Raw genomic sequence first — 17,036 nt, forward strand, 5'->3', positions numbered from 1 at the left:
CCCGTGCGGGCCGTGCTTGTCTGGGCCCATGAAGCGGAGGGCCCGAGCCGGACGCCCGCCCGCGCCGTCGCACGTCCCGGGCCGGCCGGGCGTCGCCACAGCCGTCGTGCAGCGCCTGAACCCGGCCCCGCGCCGGGCCGTGCTCCAGCGGCAGCAGCTGCTGCGGTTCCGGGGGCACAGCGTCACCTGGCTGGTGCCGCTGCTGCTCCTCGTGACCATCACGGTGGTCGACTTCAACACCACGGGACGGTTCCGGATCGTCTCGTGGTGCGTGTTCGTGTCGGCGATCGCCGCGGCACTGTGCGGGGTGTGGACGACGGCGGCGTTCGCCGTGCTGTCGCTCGCCACCTACGTCGGCACGGACGTCGTCGCCGCCGAGCAGTACAAGTCCGGGCCGTCCGACTTCGTCCTGGTCGCCGTCGGCGGGGTGCTGTCCGTGCTGGCCTGCGAGCTGCGGGTGCGCGGGGAGCAGCGGCTGATGCACATGATGGACGTCGCCGACACCACGCGCCGCACCGTGCTGCGCCCGCTGCCGCCGTCCTGGGGCGGCCTCGACCACGCGGCGGTGTACCTCGCCGCCGACGCCGAGGCCCGGGTCGGCGGCGACTTCTACGACGTCCAGCCCGGCCCGCACGGCACCCGCGTCCTCGTCGGGGACGTGCAGGGCAAGGGGCTCGGCGCGGTCGAGGCGGCGGCCGCGCTGCTCGGCACGTTCCGGGAGGCGGCCTACCACGAGGCGGACCTGGCGGTCGTCGCCCGGCGCCTGGAGACCCGGATGCGCCGGCACCGCCTGCACCTCGGGGCGCTCGGCCGGTCGGACGGCGACCGGTTCGCGACCGCGGTCCTGGTCGGCTTCCCCCAGGACGACGAGGGGTACGTCGACCTGGTCGGCTTCGGGCACGAGGCGCCGCTCGCCGTCGGCCCGGACGGCTCCGTGCGCCGCCTGCCGCAGGGCGACGGGCTGCCGCTCGGCCTCGCCGACCTCACCGGCGACCCGGGCCCGCCCCCGGTGCGGCGCGTGCCGCTCGCCCCCGGGGAGACGGTGCTGATGGTCACCGACGGCGTCACCGAGGCCCGCGACGAGCAGGGCTGCTTCTACCCGCTCGCCGACCGGCTGGCCCGCGCCGTCGCCCGCGACCCCCGGCTCGCCGAGCCCGCCCGGCTGGTGCGGTTCGTGCGCGACGGCACACTGCGGCACTGCGGCGGGCACCTCGCCGACGACACGACGGTCTTCGCGGTACGGCGCACCGCGCGCGACACCCCCGTACGGGGACGTTCGCCGTCCTGACACCCCTCTTTGCAGGCGCAGCGGTTACGGTGCTGACGTACGTGATCGAAGGGGGAGGGGACCATGCCCGGAACCGTGCTGCTGCTGGCGGCCTCGCCCGTGGGCCGGGGACGCCTGGTCGACGCCGCCTCCGTGCTGCCCGTGCTCGCGGCGGTGCCGCCCGCGGTGCTCGCGGGGACCGACACGGCGAACGTCGTGGAGCTCGCCGACCCCCTGGAGCCACAGGCCGTCCTGACCCGGCTGCGGGCCGCCGCGACGGCGCCCGGACCGCTGACGCTGTTCGTCACCGGCCAGCTCCAGCTCGACCGGCGCCAGCGGCTGCCGCACCTCGCGCTCGCCCGCACCACGCCCGCCACCGTGCGCTACACGGGCCTGCCCTGGCACTGGCTGCGCGAGGAGCTGCGGCTGCGCCCGCCCGGCAGCACCACCCTCGTCGCCGACCTGCACGCGGACGCCGAGTCCTGGGCGTGGCTGGGCGCCAACCCCCTCGACTGCGGGCGCACCACCGCCGTCTACGGACGGATCGCGCCGCCGCGCGGGCGGCGGACGGTGGCCGCCCCGACCTACATGAAGGCGGTCGCCACGATCCTGCGCAGCGGCAGCCGTCCGGCGGTGGACCAGCTCCACCAGGCGGCCGTGACCCGCGTGACCGCCGACGGGGAGGTCGGCGACCTGCTCCTGCCCCAGCACCTCGTCCCGGCCCAGCAGCAGTGGCCGGTGCCCGCACCGGCCGGGACCGGGCAGCAGCCGGTGGTCGCGCCCGGCGGGGCGTTCCCCCAGCCGCCGCCGCTGCCCGCGCCCGCGGGCGGTGCGGAGCCGGTCGCCGTGGCCGGGGCTCCGGCAGCCGTTCCCGCCGCCCGGCCGTCCGCGCCCGGCGCGTCCACCGACCCGCACACCGCCATCTCCGCCGCCGTCAAGGACGGACGGCACCGCGAGGCCGACGACCTCGCCGCCCAGTGGGAGCGGCAGGCGCGCGAGACCCACGGCGAGGGGTCCGACCAGGCCCTGCACTGGGCCGAAGTGCGCGCCGACCTCGCCATGTTCGCGGGCGACGCCGAGCGCAGCTGCCGCACCTGGCTGACCGTCGCCGAGGCCCGCCTCGCCGCCGGCCAGCCCGCCGACGCGCCCGCCGTGGAGGCCGCCGTCGACCGCGCCCACCACCAGTGGGGGCGCATCGGCGACCCCGCCCGCGCCCGTGAGCTCGGCCCCGCCCTCGCCGATCTCCGGCGCCGGGTGCCGGGCCGGCGGGAGGGCGCGCTGGACGACGTACGGGGACGGTTGCGGGACTTGCAGACGCAGGTGTAGTCGTCCGGCTACGCTCTGCTACATGGCGAACATCCGTGAACTCGACCCGAGCGCGTCGCCGTTGGACTACTTCGGCTACGAGCTGCGGCGCAAGCGGGAAGCGGCGGGCATGCGGCTGGCCGACCTGGGGTCCGTGATCTTCTGCACGGGGTCACTGGTCGGCCAGATCGAGACGGCGAAGAAGGTCCCCACGCGGGAGTTCGCCGAACGGGCGGACGCGGCGCTGATGACCGACGGGTTCTTCTCCCGCCTGGTGGGGCTGGTGCTGCGGAGCCAGTTGCCGACGTGGTTCCAGGCCTACGCCGACATGGAGGCGAAGGCGACGTACATCTCCACGTATCAGGCCCAGATCGTCTACGGCCTCCTGCAGACCGAGCCTTACGCCCGCGCGGTGCTGGCGACCGGTGTACGGGAGCGGCTTGACGAGCTGGTGGCCGCGCGGATGGAACGGCAGCGCATCCTGACGCGTGAGCAGCCGCCGTTGATCTGGATCATCCTCGATGAGGCGGCGCTCCACCGACCCGTCGGGGGGCAGGAGATCATGCGGCAACAACTCGCCCACCTGTTGGACTTCCTTCACCGCAGGTGGGTGCGTATCCAGGTGCTGCCGTTCGGAGCGGGTGAACACGCCAGTCTGATCGGGTCGTTCAACACCCTGCGCTTCGACGACCATCCGGACATCGTCTACACCGAGGACCTGATCTCGGGACACATGACTGCCAGCCCGGACGCGGTCCGCGAAGCCGCCCTTCGTTACGCTCACTTGCAGGCGTCCGCCCTCTCCGTAGAGGATTCGGCGGCATTGATCGCCCGCGTGATGGAGGAACGCTATGGCCGTGCAGCTCGACCCGACGATGCGGTGGCGTAAGTCCTCGTACAGCGGCAACACCGGCGGCGATTGCGTCGAGGTCGCCGACACCCCCACCCTCGTCGCCGTACGCGACTCCAAGAACCCCGACCACGGCACCCTCACGCTCACGCCGAAGGCCTTCGCCGCGTTCGTGGGGTTCGTGTCAGCGTCCTGACAGCGCCGTGTCAGGGCTCCCCAACACGCTGGGGGGCATGAAGAGTTCGGCGATCGCAGTCACGGGACTGCGCAAGGCATACGGCGACAAGGTCGTGCTCGACGGCATCGACCTGGACGTCGCCGAGGGATCGGTCTTCTCCCTGCTCGGACCCAACGGGGCGGGCAAGACCACGACGGTGAACGTCCTGACCACCCTGGTCGCGGCGGACGCCGGCACCCTACGGGTCGCCGGGCACGACGTGTCCGGCGCCACCCGAGAGGTGCGCGCGGCGATCGGCGTGACGGGACAGTTCGCCGCGGTGGACGACCTGCTGTCGGGCCGCGAGAACCTGCGGCTGATGGCGGACCTGAAGCGGGTGCGTGACCGGCACGGGGTGGTCGGGGGGCTGCTGGAGCGGTTCGACCTGACGGAGTCGGCGGACCGGCTGGTGTCGACGTACTCGGGCGGGATGCGCCGCAAGCTGGACCTGGCGATGACGCTGGTCGGCGGCCCGCGGATCATCTTCCTCGACGAGCCCACGACGGGCCTGGACCCGCGCAGCCGGCGCACCCTGTGGGGCATCGTGCGCGAGCTGGTGGCCGAGGGGACCACGGTGTTCCTCACCACCCAGTACCTGGAGGAGGCCGACCAGCTCGCCGACCGGATCGCGGTGCTCGACCAGGGCCGCGTGGTCGCCCAGGGGACCCCCGACGAGCTGAAGCGGCAGATCCCCGGCACCCACGTACGGCTGCGGTTCGCCGACGGCGACGCGCTCGACGCGGCGGCGCGGGTGCTGGCCGGGGCCACGCCCGACGACCAGGAACTGACCCTGCGGGTGCCCGGCGACGGGGACGTCAAGTCGCTGCGGTCCCTGCTGGACCGGTTGGACGAACACCGGATCGCAGCCCAGGAGTTCTCCGTGCACACGCCGGACCTCGATGACGTCTTCCTCGCCCTGACCGGGCGCCCGAGCGCGGAGGAGAGCGCGAAGTGAGCAGTGTCCCGTCGGCCTGGACCGACTCCGTGATCATGCTGCGCCGCAACCTGACGCACACCCGGCGCAACCCGATGGTCCTGTTCAACGCGGTGCTGTTCCCCGTGGTGATCATGCTGCTGTTCGTGAAGGTGTTCGGCGGCGCGTTCAGCGTGGGCGGCGCCTACGTCGACTACGCGACGCCGGGCATGCTCGTGATGGCCGTCGCCTACGGGCTCGGCGCCACGGCGATGGCCGTCCACGACGACATGGCGAAGGGCGTCATCAACCGCTTCAAGGTCATGGACGTCTCCCGCGGTGCGGTGCTGACCGGGCAGGTCGTGGTCACCACGGTGCGCTGCCTGGCCGCCAACGCCGCCATCGTCGGCGTGGCGTTCGCGATGGGGTTCGACCCGGGGGCGGACGTCCTCGACTGGCTGGGCGTCGTCGGTCTCGTCGTCCTGCTGAGCTTCGCGACCGGCTGGCTCACCATCGCGCTGGGGCTCGCCGCGAAGAGCGCGGAGTCGGCGGGGCTGACGAGCGTGCCGCTCGTGATGCTGCCCTTCCTGAGCAGCGCGTTCGTCCCCGCGGACACCATGGGGGCCGGGGTGCGGCAGTTCGCCGAGTACCAGCCCTTCACCCCGATCATCGAGACCCTGCGCGGACTGCTGGCGGGCCACCCGTCGGGCGGCGACGCGCTGGCGGCCTTCGCCTGGTGCGCCGGGCTCTCCGTGGTCGGGTACCTGTGGGCGGTGTCCTCCTTCACGAAGCGGGCCTGACGGCCGGCCGCCCGCCGTTCACGGGGCGAGCGTGACCTCCACCAGCTCCGGCCAGGGGGTCCGCGCGCCTTCCCGGACCGCCTCGGCGTAGCGCGCCTCGCCGAGGCGGTCGCGCGCGTCCCGCTCGACGCGGGCCGCGTCCGGGTGGGAGCGGTCGAGCAGACCGCGTACCGCCGCGCTCGCCGCGAGCAGCCGCGCCGCCTGCCCGGGGTCGTCGCGGCGCAGCGCCAGGTCCGCGACCCCGACCAGCACCTGCGCGACGATCAGCGGCTGACCGGCCTCCGTGGCCGCCGCGCAAGCCGCCGCGCGGTGTCCGCGGGCCTCCTCCGGGTCCTCGGCGAGGTAGCCCAGCAGGTCGTGCGTGCCCGCGCGGACGACGGCCCGCTCCGCCTCGTCGCCCCACAGGTCCGACGCGACCGCGAGCTGGCGGCGCGCCCCGGCGCCGTCCCCGTCCGCCCGCGCGAGTTCCGCCTTCACCAGGGCCAGGTCGATCAGCGCGTCCGGCCAGGTGACCCCCCGGGCGAGCTGTTCGGCCCCGGCGACGGCGGCCGCGCAGGCTTCACCGTCGCCCAGCAGCCGGTACAGCCGCGCCTGGCGCGCCCGCATCCGGATCGCGTCCTCGGTCGCGCCGACCTCGGTGACCGCCGTGATCGCCTCCTCGTAGTGCGCGCAGGCCGCCGCGAACGCGCCGCGCGCGGCGACCAGGTCGGCCCGTTCGCTCAGCGCGAGCGACAGGCCGTAGCGCTCGCCGAGGGCGCGGAACGCGGCGACCGCGTTCTCCAAGTGCGCTTCCGCCTCGGGGCCGCCCCGGCCGAGCGCCACCCGCATCTTGCCCAGGTGCCACCGGCCCAGCGCCCGCACCCAGGGGTCCTCGTCGTCGAGCAGCGGCTCGAACGCGGCGAGCGCCTCGTGCGGTTCGCGCAGCAGGCGCTCCAGGGGGGTGACGAGGCGGAGCAGCGGGTAGCGACTGCCGTTGCCGCCGCCGTGGGCGAGCCGGTACGCCTCGTGGATCCACCGTTCGGCGTGGTGCTCGTCGCCCCGGCCGCCGCTGACGAACAGCACGACCAGCGCGTACGTCATGGCTCTGACCTCGTCGTCCGCCGGGCCGGGCGCGGTGGCGGCCGCGGTGAGCAGCTCGACGCCCTCGGCCTTGTGGCCGCTGAGCCACCAGTACCAGCCCGCGCCGGCCGCGAGCCGCATCGCCTCTTGGGCCTCGCCGGCCGCGAGGGCGCCGCGCAGGGCGGCGGCGATGTCGTCGTGCCCGGCCGACAGCCGCGCCAGCCAGGCGAGTTGACCCGCGCGGCGCAGGTGCGGCTCCGCGGTCTCGGCGAGGTGGGTGAAGTGGGCCAGGTGCGCGCGGCGCGTGCGCTCCGCCTCGCCCGTCTCGGCCAGCCGGTGCCCGGCGTACTCCTTGATCGTGCCGAGCATCCGGTAGCGGGGGGCCGCGCCGCCCTCGGCGGTCAGCAGGGACTTCTCGGTGAGCGCGGTGAGCAGTTCCAGCACTTCGTCCGCCGCCACCGGGCCGCCCGCGCAGACCGCTTCCGCCGCGTCCAGGCCGACCGGGCCCGCGAACACCGACAGCCGGCGCAGGACCGCCCGCTCCGCTTCGCCCAGCAGCTCCCAGCTCCAGTCGACCACCGCGCGCAGCGTCCGGTGCCGGGGCAGCGCGGTGCGGCTGCCGCCGGTCAGCAGGCGGAACCGGTCGTCGAGGCGGCTCGCCAGCTGCTCGGGTGACATCGTGCGCAGCCGGGCCGCGGCCAGCTCGATCGCCAGCGGCATGCCGTCCAGCGCCCGGCAGATCCGGGCCAGCGCCGCGCGCGTCCCGGCGTCGGCGGTGAGGTCCCGGCGCACCGCGGCGGCGCGGTCGCGCAGCAGCCGTACGGCGGGGGAGGCGTCCATGGAGTCCGGGTCGGTGTCCTCCGGGGGCAGGGCCAGGGGCTCGGCCTGCCACAGGGCCTCGCCGGTGATGCCGAGCGGTTCGCGGCTCGTCGCGAGGATGCGCAGCCGGCGGCACTCGCCGAGCACCCGGTGCGCGAAGAGCGCCGCGGCCTCGACGACGTGCTCGCAGTTGTCGAGGACCAGCAGGGCCTCGCGGTCGCGGACCGCGGCCACCAGGCGGTCCAGCGGCTCCGCGTGCGAGGGGCCGCCGAGCAGGGCGTCGCGCAGGCCGAGGCCGGTCAGCGCGGCCCGGGCCACGTCGCCGTCCGTCGCGGCCGGGGCGAGCGCGGCGAGCTCCACCAGCCAGGCCCCGTCGGGCAGTTCGCCGAGCAGGTTCCGCGCGGTCTCCGTGGCCAGCCGGGTCTTGCCCGAGCCGCCCGGCCCGATCACGGTGGTCAGCCGGTGCCCGGCGACGAGCGCGCGGAGGGCGGCCAGGTCGTCGTCCCGGCCGACGAAGCTGGTGAGCTCGGCGCGGAGGTTGGTGCGGGGGAGGTCGCGGGGGGTGGGGGTGGGGTGCTCGGGGTGTGGTGCGGACGGGTGCCGGGGTACGGACTCGCCCTGGTGTGCGCGCTCGGGCTCCTCGGGCCGTCCCCCCAGCTCGCCCCGCAGGAGGGCGACGTGCAGGGCGGCCAGCCGCGGGGACGGGTCGGCGCCCAGGGTGTCGGCCAGGGCCTCGCGGGCCCGCTGGTAGACCAGCAGGGCCTCGTTGTCCCGGCCGGCCGCGGCGAGGGCGCGCAGCAACGCGGCGACGAGCCGTTCGCGCACCGGGTGCGCGGCCACCAGGTCGGTCAGCTCGGGGACCAGCTCCGGGCCGCGCCCGAGGGCGAGTTCGGCGTCGTAGAACTCCTCCTGGGCGGCCAGGCGCAGCGCGTCGAGCCGGACGGCGGCGGCGTCGCACGCGTCGCTGTCCCGCAGCCCGACGTCCTGGAGGGCCGTGCCCCGGCACAGGCCGAGCGCCTCGCGCAGCAGCCGGGCCCGCGCGGGGACGTCGGCGCCGGGGGAACGGGCGGCGCCGAGGAGGCGTTCGAAGCGGACCGCGTCGACGGCGTCGGGCTCCAGCAGCAGGCGGTAGCCGTCGGGCCGCCCCTCGACGAGCCCGTCGGGCAGGAGCTTGCGCAGCCGGGACACCAGCCGCTGCAGGGCGTTCACCGCGTCGGCGGGCGGGTGCTCGCCCCAGATCCAGTCGACCAGCGCGCCCTTGGCGACCACCTGCCCCGGCCGCAGCGCGAGCGCGACGAGCAGCCCCCGCAGCCGGGCCCCCGGCACCTCGACCACCCCACCCGCGGGCCCGCGCACCACCAACGGCCCGAGCACCCCGATCACCACCCGCAGATTCTGACACGCCGCGGCCGGGCGACCCGGGCGGAAGGAGGTGCCCCGAGACGCACGCACGCCTGCCGGGGCCTGGCTAGCATGGTCGTCACAGCAGGTCAGAGGGGCGTCCGCGAGGCCCGGAGGGGACGGCGTCATAACCGAGCAGGCGATCTACCGGCACGTGCGGGAACTGCGCGCCCACTTCACGCCGCCGCCGGGCTTCACCCACCCCGAGATCAGCGACGGAAGCCTCGTCATTCCTCCGACTACTCGATCGTCACGGGCATCGGAACGTGGAAGCTCGACACCGGGGAACTGCCGCGCTGTTCGCGGAAGGACATGATGCTGCCGCCCGTGCCCACCCCCGAGCCCGGCTCCGGCACCGATGCCGGAGTCTGATGCGGGGCCGGTCGGGGGGTCGCTCTCGCGGGGACCGCGTTCGCGGCCGTGACGAGGGTGGCCACCGCGATCACCGCTGCGGCTACGCCGCGGGCGAGGCGGGTGGGCGGGTGTTCGTGGCGGGGGGTGGCGCGGTCGAGCACGACTACCTCGCAACGTCGGCGGCTCCGGATGGTCAGGCCGGAGATGACCAATCGGGCGACAGGCGGGGGTGAAGCCCTGTATTAAGCATGGTTAAGTCGTCGTTTAACCTAGGGGCAGTCCAACCCCAACGGCAAGGGCGTCACTGCGAGTTGGGGAGCGGGACATGGCCGAGCGGGACGAACCGGGCGTCATCGGCCGCCGCGTGCAGAAGCTGCGCGTGGACAAGGGCCTCACCCAGCGGCAACTGGCCGAGCCCACCTACACCCCCGCCTACGTCTCCACCCTGGAGGCCGGCCGCGTGCGCCCCTCCGACGAGGCCCTGCGCCACATCGCCGGCCGCCTCGGCGTCGACTTCGAGGAGCTGGCCACCGGCCGCCCCGCCCACCTCGGCACCGACCTGCGCCTGCGCCTCACCGAGGCCCAGCGCACCCTCGCCACCGGCGCCGCCGAGGACGCCGCCCGCCAGTACGCCGCCCTGCTCGCCGAGGCCGAGCGGCACGGGCTCGTCGAGGAACAGGCCACCGCCCTGCTCGGCCTCGGCGAGTGCGGCATCGACACCGGCGACCTCACCACCGCCCGCGCCCACTTCGAGCGCGCCGAGGCCCGCCTGGCCGACGCCCCCCTGCCCGCCCGCGTCCCCGCCCTGCGCGGCCGCGCCGTCACCCACTACCTCGCCGGTGAACTCCGCTACGCCGTCTACCTGCTGGAGTCCACCCTCGACGAACTCAACCGCGGCGGCCTGCACGACCCCGACGCCCTGCTCCTGCTGTACGCCTCCGCCATCGGCCCGTACATGGACATGGGCGCCCATGCCCGCGCCGCCCAGGCCGCCGAACTCGCCCTCGCCCTCGCCCCGCAGGTCGGCGACCCCGCCCTCGTCGCCCGCATGCACCGCTCCGTCGCCCGCACCCTCCTCGCCGAGGGCCGCATCGCCGAGGCCGACGCCTCCCTGGCCAAGGCGAGCGAGCTCTACCGCCAGCTCCAGCTCCGCACCGAACTCGCCAACTGCCACTGGATGCGCGGCTACGTCAGCGCCCAGCACGGCGACCTCGCCCGCGCCGAGGACGAGCTGCGCCAGGCGCAGAGCATGCTCGACGCCCAGCGCGCCGCCCTCTACAGCAGCCAGGTCGCCGTCGAACTCGCCGACGTGCTGCACCGGCGCGGCCGCTCCGACGAGGCCGCCGCCCAGCTGCACCGGGTCCTCGGCGACCTGTCCTCCGAGCGCGGCGCCGTCCACTCCGCCGCCGCACACCGCCTGCTCGGCATCATCGCCGAGGACGCCCGCGACACCGAGGCCGCCGAGGAGCACTACGTCCGCGCCCTCAGCCTGCTGGAACGGGCCGGCGCCGCCGGCGACCTCGCAGACCTGTGCCGCCTCCTCGGCGACCTGCTGCGCCGCACCGGCCGTACGGAGGCCGCCCTCGACGCCTACCGCACGGGCCTGGGCCACCGCACGGCCCCCGGCACCACCACCCTCGGCCCGGCCCCGGCCCAGCCACCCCTGTGACGCGCCAGGGGAGGCTCCGGCCCACGTCGGTCGGTCCAGCGCTCGCGAAATGGTCGTTTCTACCGCAAACCGGACGGGTACCCCGCCCGCACGGGGCGGTGGTGCGGGCGGAGGTGCGGGCGGAGGTGAGGGTCGTGTCCGAGCGGGACCGCGTCGTGCAGGTGCTCGCCGAGGAGGTGCGCGGGGCGGGCCCGGCGGAGACGCCCGGGCGGCTGTGCCACGCGGCGGTGCGGCTGCTGCCGGTGACCGGCGCGAGCGTGTCGTTGTGCTCCGAGGGGATGCCCGTACCGCTCAGCGCGAGCAGCCCGCGCGTGGAGTACCTCATGGAAGTGCAGGCCACCCTCGGCGACGGCCCCTGCCTCACCGCCGCGGCGACCGGCGCCCCGGTGTTCGCAGGTGACCTCACGGCCGACCGGGACGCGCTGCGCTGGCCGGTGTACGCCCAGCAGGCGGCCGCCGCCGGGATCCGCGCCGTGTACGCGCTGCCGCTCGGCCACCGCACCGTGTGCGTCGGCACGCTCGACCTCTACCGCGAGGCCCCCGGCATCCTCGACGTCGCCGACCTGGACGCGGCCCGCACCGTGGCCGACGAGATGACCCGGGCGCTGACGGCCCTGACCTGGTCCACGGAGAGCGGGCGCCGCGACGAGGACACCTGGCTGCGCGCGCTGATCGCCCACCACGACGAGGTGTACCAGGCCGTCGGCGTGGTCATGGCCCAGCTCGGCGTCCCCGCCGACGACGCCCTGGCCCGCCTGCGCGCCCGCGCCTTCGCCCAGGGCCGCACGGTGACGAACATGGCCCACGAGGTGGTGGACCTGCGCCAGGACTTCGACGCGGGCTGAACCGCCGGACGCCGTCGCGTCAGACCTGGGCCCGGCCCTGCTTGCGCACGTCCGCCAGGCGCAGGGCGCCGACCTGGACGGCGGCCTGGGTGGCCTCGTTCGCCACGTCGCCCAGGCCGCCGTTGGTCAGGGCGAAGGAGTCCTCGCCGACGCGCACGGCGGCCACGTCCAGCGTGAGCACGGTCGGCTCGCCGGTCGGCGGGTGCGCCGTGAGGACCACCCGCAGGCCCTGGCGCGCGTCGCCGACCTCCGGCAGGGGCGCGTCGAAGACCTGCACGTCCTGGGTGACGTCCTGACCGGCCCGGGCCGAGAACCGGGCGCAGTCCCGCGGCATCGTCGCCAGCCAGGCCAGCGTGCGGTCCGTGTCCTGCGGGGTGCGGCCGCCGATCTGGTAGCGCAGCTGGGCGCCGGTGTCGGCGTCGTCCAGGCCGACGGCCGCGCGGGGCGGGCCGCCGAGGAGTTCGTCGGTGTAGAGCACGTCCAGCAGGCGCTGGCAGGGGCCGGCCACGGTCGACTTCAGCATGCCGTCCCGCCAGGTGGCCGCGCCGCGCGTCGCGGACCAGGGCGCGCCCAGGTCGGTCTCGGTGATGAGCGCGGCCTGCGCCTGCGCCTCGGTGAGCGCCGCGCCGTTGCCCGACGTCCGCGCCTTGGGCGAGGGCACCGCCGAGGGGGAGGCGATCGTCGGCAGGGAGCGGGGCGCGGTCGGCGGATGCTCCAGCCCGAGGCTCTGGCAGCCGGTGGCGCCGAGCAGTCCCACAGCGAGCAGGAGGACGCGGGCGGGTGCGACGGTCATCGGGTGCCTCCTGGGCGGGCGGGCCGTGGGGGTGCGGGGACCTCCGGTCGGGATGTCGCGGAGATACCTCCCTCACGGCACCACCAGCCGCACCACCCGACCAGCGCCCGAGCCCGTACGGGTGACCCAGGTTGCTGCGCCCGGGTGCCCCACCGGGGCCTGCCGGCCGACTCAGGGGCCCGGGCCGGCCGTCCGCCGGGGCAGTCGCGCTCGTCGGCTCGGCCGCCACCTGGCTCGGCCGCCCACTGGCTCAGCCGCGCGCCCGCTCAGTCGCCCCCGGGCTCAGTCGTCCGCCGTGCAGTGGGCCAGGAGGGCCGCGAGTTCCGGGTCCACCACGCGGTAGCGCACCACGCGGCCCTCCTTCTCGCCGGTGACCGCGCCCGCCGCGCGCAGCAGGCGCAGGGCCTGGGAGACGGCGGGGTCGTTCATGCCGGTGGCGACGGCGAGGTCGGACACGGCCAGGGGGCCGGTCCGGTGCAGGGCGAGGAGCAGCGCCAGCCGCTTGGGGTCGGCGAGCAGGGCGAAGCGGTCGGCCCAGGCGCGGACACGACCGGCGTCACCGATCGCGGCGATGGCGTCGCACACCCGGTGACCGTCGATGGTGCGGCGGTCGGCACGGTCGGCCGGTACGAGATGCATGGGGGCATCCTCGCAGGCGCCCGTATGTGATCTTGCATACCTGCGTAGCTGTGCAGCTATGCAGAGGACGGCGCGGCCCCCTACGGTGGGCGGGCCGTGGTGCTCGGGAAGCCGGTGGGAAACCGGCGCGGCCCTCGCCACTGTGACCGGGGAGTCCCCGTTCCGTCCGGCACCCGCCGGGCCACTGGTCGTACGACCGGGAAGGCAGGAACGGCGGACGCACCAGCCCCGTAAGCCAGGAGACCGGCCACGGCAGCTCACGAAGTGATCCACGAGGTGCTGGAGCGTGAACCCATGACCGATGCCGTCTCCTTCCGCTGGCGACGCGAGGACACCGTACGGACCGCGGGGCTGATGGCGGTGATCGCCGCCCTGCACGTGGTGGCGTTCGGCATCCTGTTCCTGCTGGTCGTCCCGGCCCACTACGAGGTCGGTGACAAGGCGTTCGGGATCGGCCTGGGCATCACCGCGTACACGCTCGGCATGCGGCACGCCTTCGACGCCGACCACATCGCGGCGATCGACAACACCACCCGCAAGCTGATGGCGGACGGCAAGCGGCCGGTGTCCGTGGGCTTCTGGTTCGCGCTCGGCCACTCCAGCGTGGTGGTGCTGATGGCCGGTCTCGTCGCGGGCGGCGCCGCGCTCGCGGGCGTCCTGATGAACGACGACTCGCGCACCCACCAGGTCCTCGGCGTCGTCGGCACGACCGTCTCGGGGACCTTCCTCTACCTGATCGCCGCCCTCAACCTGGTGGCCCTGCTGGGCATCCTGAAGGTGTTCCGGGCGATGCGGGCCGGCGAGTACGACGAGCGGGAGCTCGAACAGCACCTGGACTCACGGGGGTTCATGAACCGCATCCTCGGCCGCCTCACCAAGTCCATCAGCCGCCCCGGCCAGATGTTCCCGCTCGGCTTCGTCTTCGGCCTGGGCTTCGACACGGCCACCGAGATCACCCTGATGGTGATGGCCGGCTCGGGCGCGGCGGCGGGGCTGCCCTGGTACGCGGTGCTGTGCCTGCCGCTGCTGTTCGCGGCCGGGATGAGCCTGTTCGACACGCTCGACGGCACGTTCATGAACTTCGCCTACCAGTGGGCGTTCTCCAACCCGGTGCGCAAGGTGTTCTACAACCTCACCATCACCGGCCTGTCCATCGCGGTCGCCTTCGTCATCGGCACCATCGAACTCGTCGGCGTGCTGCACGAGAAGCTCGACCTGACCGACGCGGTCACCACCTGGATCGCCGACATCGACCTGGACCACGTCGGCTACCTCATCGTCGGCCTGTTCGTCGTCGTGTGGGCGGCGGCGGTGGCGTACTGGAAGCTCGCCAAGGTCGAACAGCGCTGGACGCCGCGCCCGGCGGACACGGCCTGAGCGCCGGGCCGCGGGCGCTGGGGCGCGACCGCCGTCACGGGCCCTCCACCGTCGCCAGGTACAGCTTCACGTAGCGGTCCACGTCGACGTCCAGCGCCACGTCCACCAGGGCCGGGGTGCGCGACGCGCCGTGGATCTCGGACTCGCCGGGGCGCGGGCGGCGGTCCACGACCGTCTGGCCGCGGGTCGGGCCGGGGGCCAGGGACACCTCCACCGGGAGCAGCCGGGTGGTGATGCCCTGCGGGTCGGCCACCGCGCAGACCGCGCCCGCGTCGCCGAGGCCGCCCGCGTCGTCCTCCGCGGCGGGGGAGGCGGGGCGGTGCGCGAGGAGGTCGCCGGCCAGCCGGGCGCCGGGTTCCGTGCTCGCGCGCAGCCGCCGTACGTCCGCGCCGGGCACCACGACCCGGGTGAACACGTCCAGGCCGTACATCGTGATCGGCACCCCGGCGGTGAGCAGGACCGCGGCCGCCTCCGGGTCGTGCCAGACGTTGAACTCGGCGACGGGCGTGGCGTTCCCGGTGGTCACCGCGCCGCCCATGAAGACGATCCGCCCGATGTTGCGGACCACCTCGGGGTGGGTGCGCAGCAGCAGCGCGATGTTCGTCAGCGGGGCCGTGGGGACGAGGGTGACCGGGCGGGGGCTGGACAGGATGGCGTGGCGCAGCAGCGTCACGGCGTCCGTGTCGGCCGCCCGGCGGGTCGGCGCGGGCAGGCCCAGGTCGCCCATGCCGTCGCTGCCGTGCACGTGCCGGGCCACCCGCACCGGCTCGATCAGCGGCCGCTCGGCGCCGCGCGCGACCGGCACCTGCGGGGCGCCGGCCTGCTCCAGCACGGTCAGCGTGTTGCGGACGACGCCGTCGACGTCGGTGTTCCCGGCGACACAGGTCACCGCCCGCAGGTCCAGCCCCGGGTGCCGCACGGCGAACAGCAGCGCGAGGGCGTCGTCGACCCCCGTGTCGCAGTCGATGACCACCGGAATGGGCTCCGCACCGTCCATGACACCACGCTCCTTCAGCTCACCTCCGAGCGTAGGCGCCGGGGGGTTCACTTTCCCGGCAAGCTGGACACCCTTTCCTCGTGACCGATCTCTCCACGAGGAACCCCGACTGGTGGCGCCAGTCCGTCGTCTACCAGGTGTACCCGCGCAGCTTCGCCGACGCCGACGGGGACGGCCTGGGCGACCTGCGGGGCGTCACCGAACGCCTGGCCCACCTCGCCGCGCTCGGCGTGGACGCGCTGTGGCTCAGCCCCTTCTACCCCTCCGAGCTCGCCGACGGCGGCTACGACGTCATCGACCACCGCGACGTCGACCCGCGTCTGGGCAGCCTCGACGACTTCGACGCGCTCACCCCCGAGGCGCACCGGCTCGGGCTCAAGGTCGTCGTCGACCTGGTCCCCAACCACACCTCGCACCGCCACGTCTGGTTCCAGGAGGCCCTGGCAGCCGGTCCCGGCTCGGCGGCCCGGGCGCGGTACGTGTTCCGCGACGGGCGCGGCGCGCACGGCGAACTCCCGCCCAGCGACTGGCAGTCCGTGTTCGGGGGCAGCGCCTGGCAGCGGGTGCCGGACGGGCAGTGGTACCTGCACCTGTTCGCCGCCGAACAGCCCGACCTCGACTGGTCGAACGAGGAGGTCCGCGAGGACGCCCGCACCACGCTGCGGTTCTGGTCGGACCGGGGCGTGGACGGCTTCCGCGTCGACGTGGCGCACGCGCTCGTGAAGGACCTGGGCGAGCCGCTGCGCGACCTCGGCGCGCTGCCCGCCACCGGCGAGGAGGCCCTGCCCCTGGTCCCGCCCGGCACGCACCCCTACTGGGACCGGGACGAGGTGCACGACGTCTACCGCGACTGGCGCCGCGTCCTCGACTCCTACGACCCCCCGCGCACGGCGGTCGCGGAGGCGTGGGTGCCCGTCGAGCGGCGCGCGCTGTACGCCCGCCCGGACGAACTGGGCCAGGCGTTCAACTTCGAGTACCTCCAGGCCCCGTGGGACGCGGAGACGCTGCGCGCGGTCATCACCGGGTCGCTGCGCAGCGCGCGCGAGGCGGGGGCGTCGGCCACCTGGGTGCTGTCCAACCACGACGTCGTACGGCACGCCTCCCGGCTGATGCTGCCGCCCGGCACCGACGAGAACACCTGGCTGCTGTCCGGCGGCCACGCCCCGCGCGTCGATCCGGAGGCCGGGCTGCGGCGGGCGCGGGCGGCGACCCTGCTGATGCTGGCGCTGCCCGGGTCCGCGTACCTCTACCAGGGCGAGGAACTGGGCCTGCCCGAGGTCGCCGACCTGCCGGTGGAGGTGCTCCAGGACCCGGTGTGGGAGCAGACCGGGCACGTGCGCAAGGGCCGGGACGGCTGCCGGGTGCCGCTGCCGTGGACGACCGACGGCCCGTCGTACGGCTTCGGCGCGGGCGGGGCGTGGCTGCCGCAGCCGTCGTCCTTCGCGGCGTACGCCGTCCAGGCCCAGGACGGGGTGGAGGGCTCGACCCTGGAGCTGTGCCGCAGGGCGCTGCGGCTGCGGCGCAAGCTGCTGCAGGGCGAGGAGCTGACCTGGGCGCCGGACGCGCCGGACGCGGTGCTGTCCTTCGCGCGCGGGGACGGCTGGCGGTGCGTCACCAACCTCGGCACCGACGCCGTGCGGCTGCCGGGGGGCGAGGTGCTGCTGGCCAGCACCCCGCTGGACGACGAGGGCGTCCTGCCGCCGGACACCACGGTCTGGCTGGCCTGAGGCC

Annotated in this window: 14 protein-coding genes and 1 riboswitch; of the genes, 10 read left to right on the forward strand and 4 right to left on the reverse strand. The window is 75.1% G+C overall.

Features of this window, described 5'->3' with window-relative positions; translation table 11 throughout:
• Positions 1 to 28 precede the first annotated feature (28 nt).
• The 6 genes from AQJ30_RS35620 (at position 29) to AQJ30_RS35645 (ending at position 5,352) form a co-directional block, all read left to right on the forward strand.
• Complete coding sequence (locus tag AQJ30_RS35620) at positions 29 to 1,288, forward strand: PP2C family protein-serine/threonine phosphatase (protein ID WP_079084537.1); 1,260 nt, start codon at positions 29 to 31, stop codon at positions 1,286 to 1,288.
• Positions 1,289 to 1,351: 63 nt separating this feature from the next.
• Positions 1,352 to 2,593, forward strand: a complete 1,242-nt coding sequence (locus tag AQJ30_RS35625) for a hypothetical protein (RefSeq protein ID WP_067242155.1) — start codon at positions 1,352 to 1,354, stop codon at positions 2,591 to 2,593.
• A 22-nt stretch (positions 2,594 to 2,615) separates the two neighbouring features.
• A complete protein-coding gene (locus AQJ30_RS35630) occupies positions 2,616 to 3,461 on the forward strand; it encodes a helix-turn-helix domain-containing protein (protein ID WP_067242158.1) in 846 nt (281 codons plus the stop codon).
• A complete protein-coding gene (locus AQJ30_RS35635; RefSeq protein ID WP_107119788.1) occupies positions 3,424 to 3,618 on the forward strand; it encodes a DUF397 domain-containing protein in 195 nt (64 codons plus the stop codon). The genes AQJ30_RS35630 and AQJ30_RS35635 overlap by 38 nt, the downstream gene beginning before the upstream one ends.
• Before the next feature lie 37 nt (positions 3,619 to 3,655).
• On the forward strand, positions 3,656 to 4,594 hold the full coding sequence (locus AQJ30_RS35640; RefSeq protein ID WP_067242160.1) for an ATP-binding cassette domain-containing protein: 939 nt from the start codon (positions 3,656 to 3,658) through the stop codon (positions 4,592 to 4,594).
• Positions 4,591 to 5,352 (forward strand): ABC transporter permease, encoded by a 762-nt coding sequence (locus tag AQJ30_RS35645; protein WP_107119789.1) that lies wholly within the window; start codon positions 4,591 to 4,593, stop codon positions 5,350 to 5,352. Before AQJ30_RS35640 ends, AQJ30_RS35645 begins: the two co-directional genes overlap by 4 nt.
• Before the next feature lie 18 nt (positions 5,353 to 5,370).
• Here AQJ30_RS35645 and AQJ30_RS35650 read toward each other — a convergent pair whose 3' ends face one another.
• Positions 5,371 to 8,616: an AfsR/SARP family transcriptional regulator gene (locus AQJ30_RS35650; protein ID WP_067242162.1), complete on the reverse strand. Its 3,246-nt coding sequence runs from the start codon at positions 8,614 to 8,616 to the stop codon at positions 5,371 to 5,373.
• 694 nt (positions 8,617 to 9,310) lie between these two features.
• On the opposite strand from AQJ30_RS35650, the gene AQJ30_RS35660 reads away from it, so the two are divergent.
• Positions 9,311 to 10,654, forward strand: coding sequence for a tetratricopeptide repeat protein (locus AQJ30_RS35660; RefSeq protein WP_067242167.1), 1,344 nt, complete (start codon positions 9,311 to 9,313; stop codon positions 10,652 to 10,654).
• Between the two features lie 134 nt (positions 10,655 to 10,788).
• Entirely contained in the window at positions 10,789 to 11,499 is a 711-nt protein-coding gene (locus AQJ30_RS35665) for a GAF and ANTAR domain-containing protein (protein ID WP_245727294.1), read from the forward strand.
• 19 nt (positions 11,500 to 11,518) lie between these two features.
• Here the strand turns inward: AQJ30_RS35665 and AQJ30_RS38600 are convergent, their stop codons facing one another.
• Entirely contained in the window at positions 11,519 to 12,292 is a 774-nt protein-coding gene (locus AQJ30_RS38600) for a hypothetical protein (protein ID WP_067242170.1), read from the reverse strand.
• Between the two features lie 282 nt (positions 12,293 to 12,574).
• On the reverse strand, positions 12,575 to 12,931 hold the full coding sequence (locus AQJ30_RS35675) for an ArsR/SmtB family transcription factor (protein ID WP_067242172.1): 357 nt from the start codon (positions 12,929 to 12,931) through the stop codon (positions 12,575 to 12,577).
• Between the two features lie 80 nt (positions 12,932 to 13,011).
• A riboswitch (cobalamin riboswitch) is annotated at positions 13,012 to 13,197 on the forward strand.
• Between the two features lie 28 nt (positions 13,198 to 13,225).
• On the opposite strand from AQJ30_RS35675, the gene nicT reads away from it, so the two are divergent.
• Positions 13,226 to 14,308: a Nickel transporter NicT gene (nicT, locus tag AQJ30_RS35680; RefSeq protein ID WP_211279168.1), complete on the forward strand. Its 1,083-nt coding sequence runs from the start codon at positions 13,226 to 13,228 to the stop codon at positions 14,306 to 14,308.
• A gap of 34 nt (positions 14,309 to 14,342) precedes the next feature.
• Here nicT and AQJ30_RS35685 read toward each other — a convergent pair whose 3' ends face one another.
• On the reverse strand, positions 14,343 to 15,305 hold the full coding sequence (locus tag AQJ30_RS35685) for a nucleoside hydrolase (RefSeq protein WP_067242178.1): 963 nt from the start codon (positions 15,303 to 15,305) through the stop codon (positions 14,343 to 14,345).
• Positions 15,306 to 15,385: 80 nt separating this feature from the next.
• Here AQJ30_RS35685 and AQJ30_RS35690 point away from each other — a divergent pair, with 80 nt between their 5' ends.
• Positions 15,386 to 17,032, forward strand: a complete 1,647-nt coding sequence (locus tag AQJ30_RS35690) for a glycoside hydrolase family 13 protein (RefSeq protein ID WP_067242180.1) — start codon at positions 15,386 to 15,388, stop codon at positions 17,030 to 17,032.
• The last annotated feature ends 4 nt before the right edge of the window (positions 17,033 to 17,036 follow it).

Source organism: Streptomyces longwoodensis (assembly GCF_001514125.1).
GTDB lineage: Bacteria > Actinomycetota > Actinomycetes > Streptomycetales > Streptomycetaceae > Streptomyces > Streptomyces longwoodensis.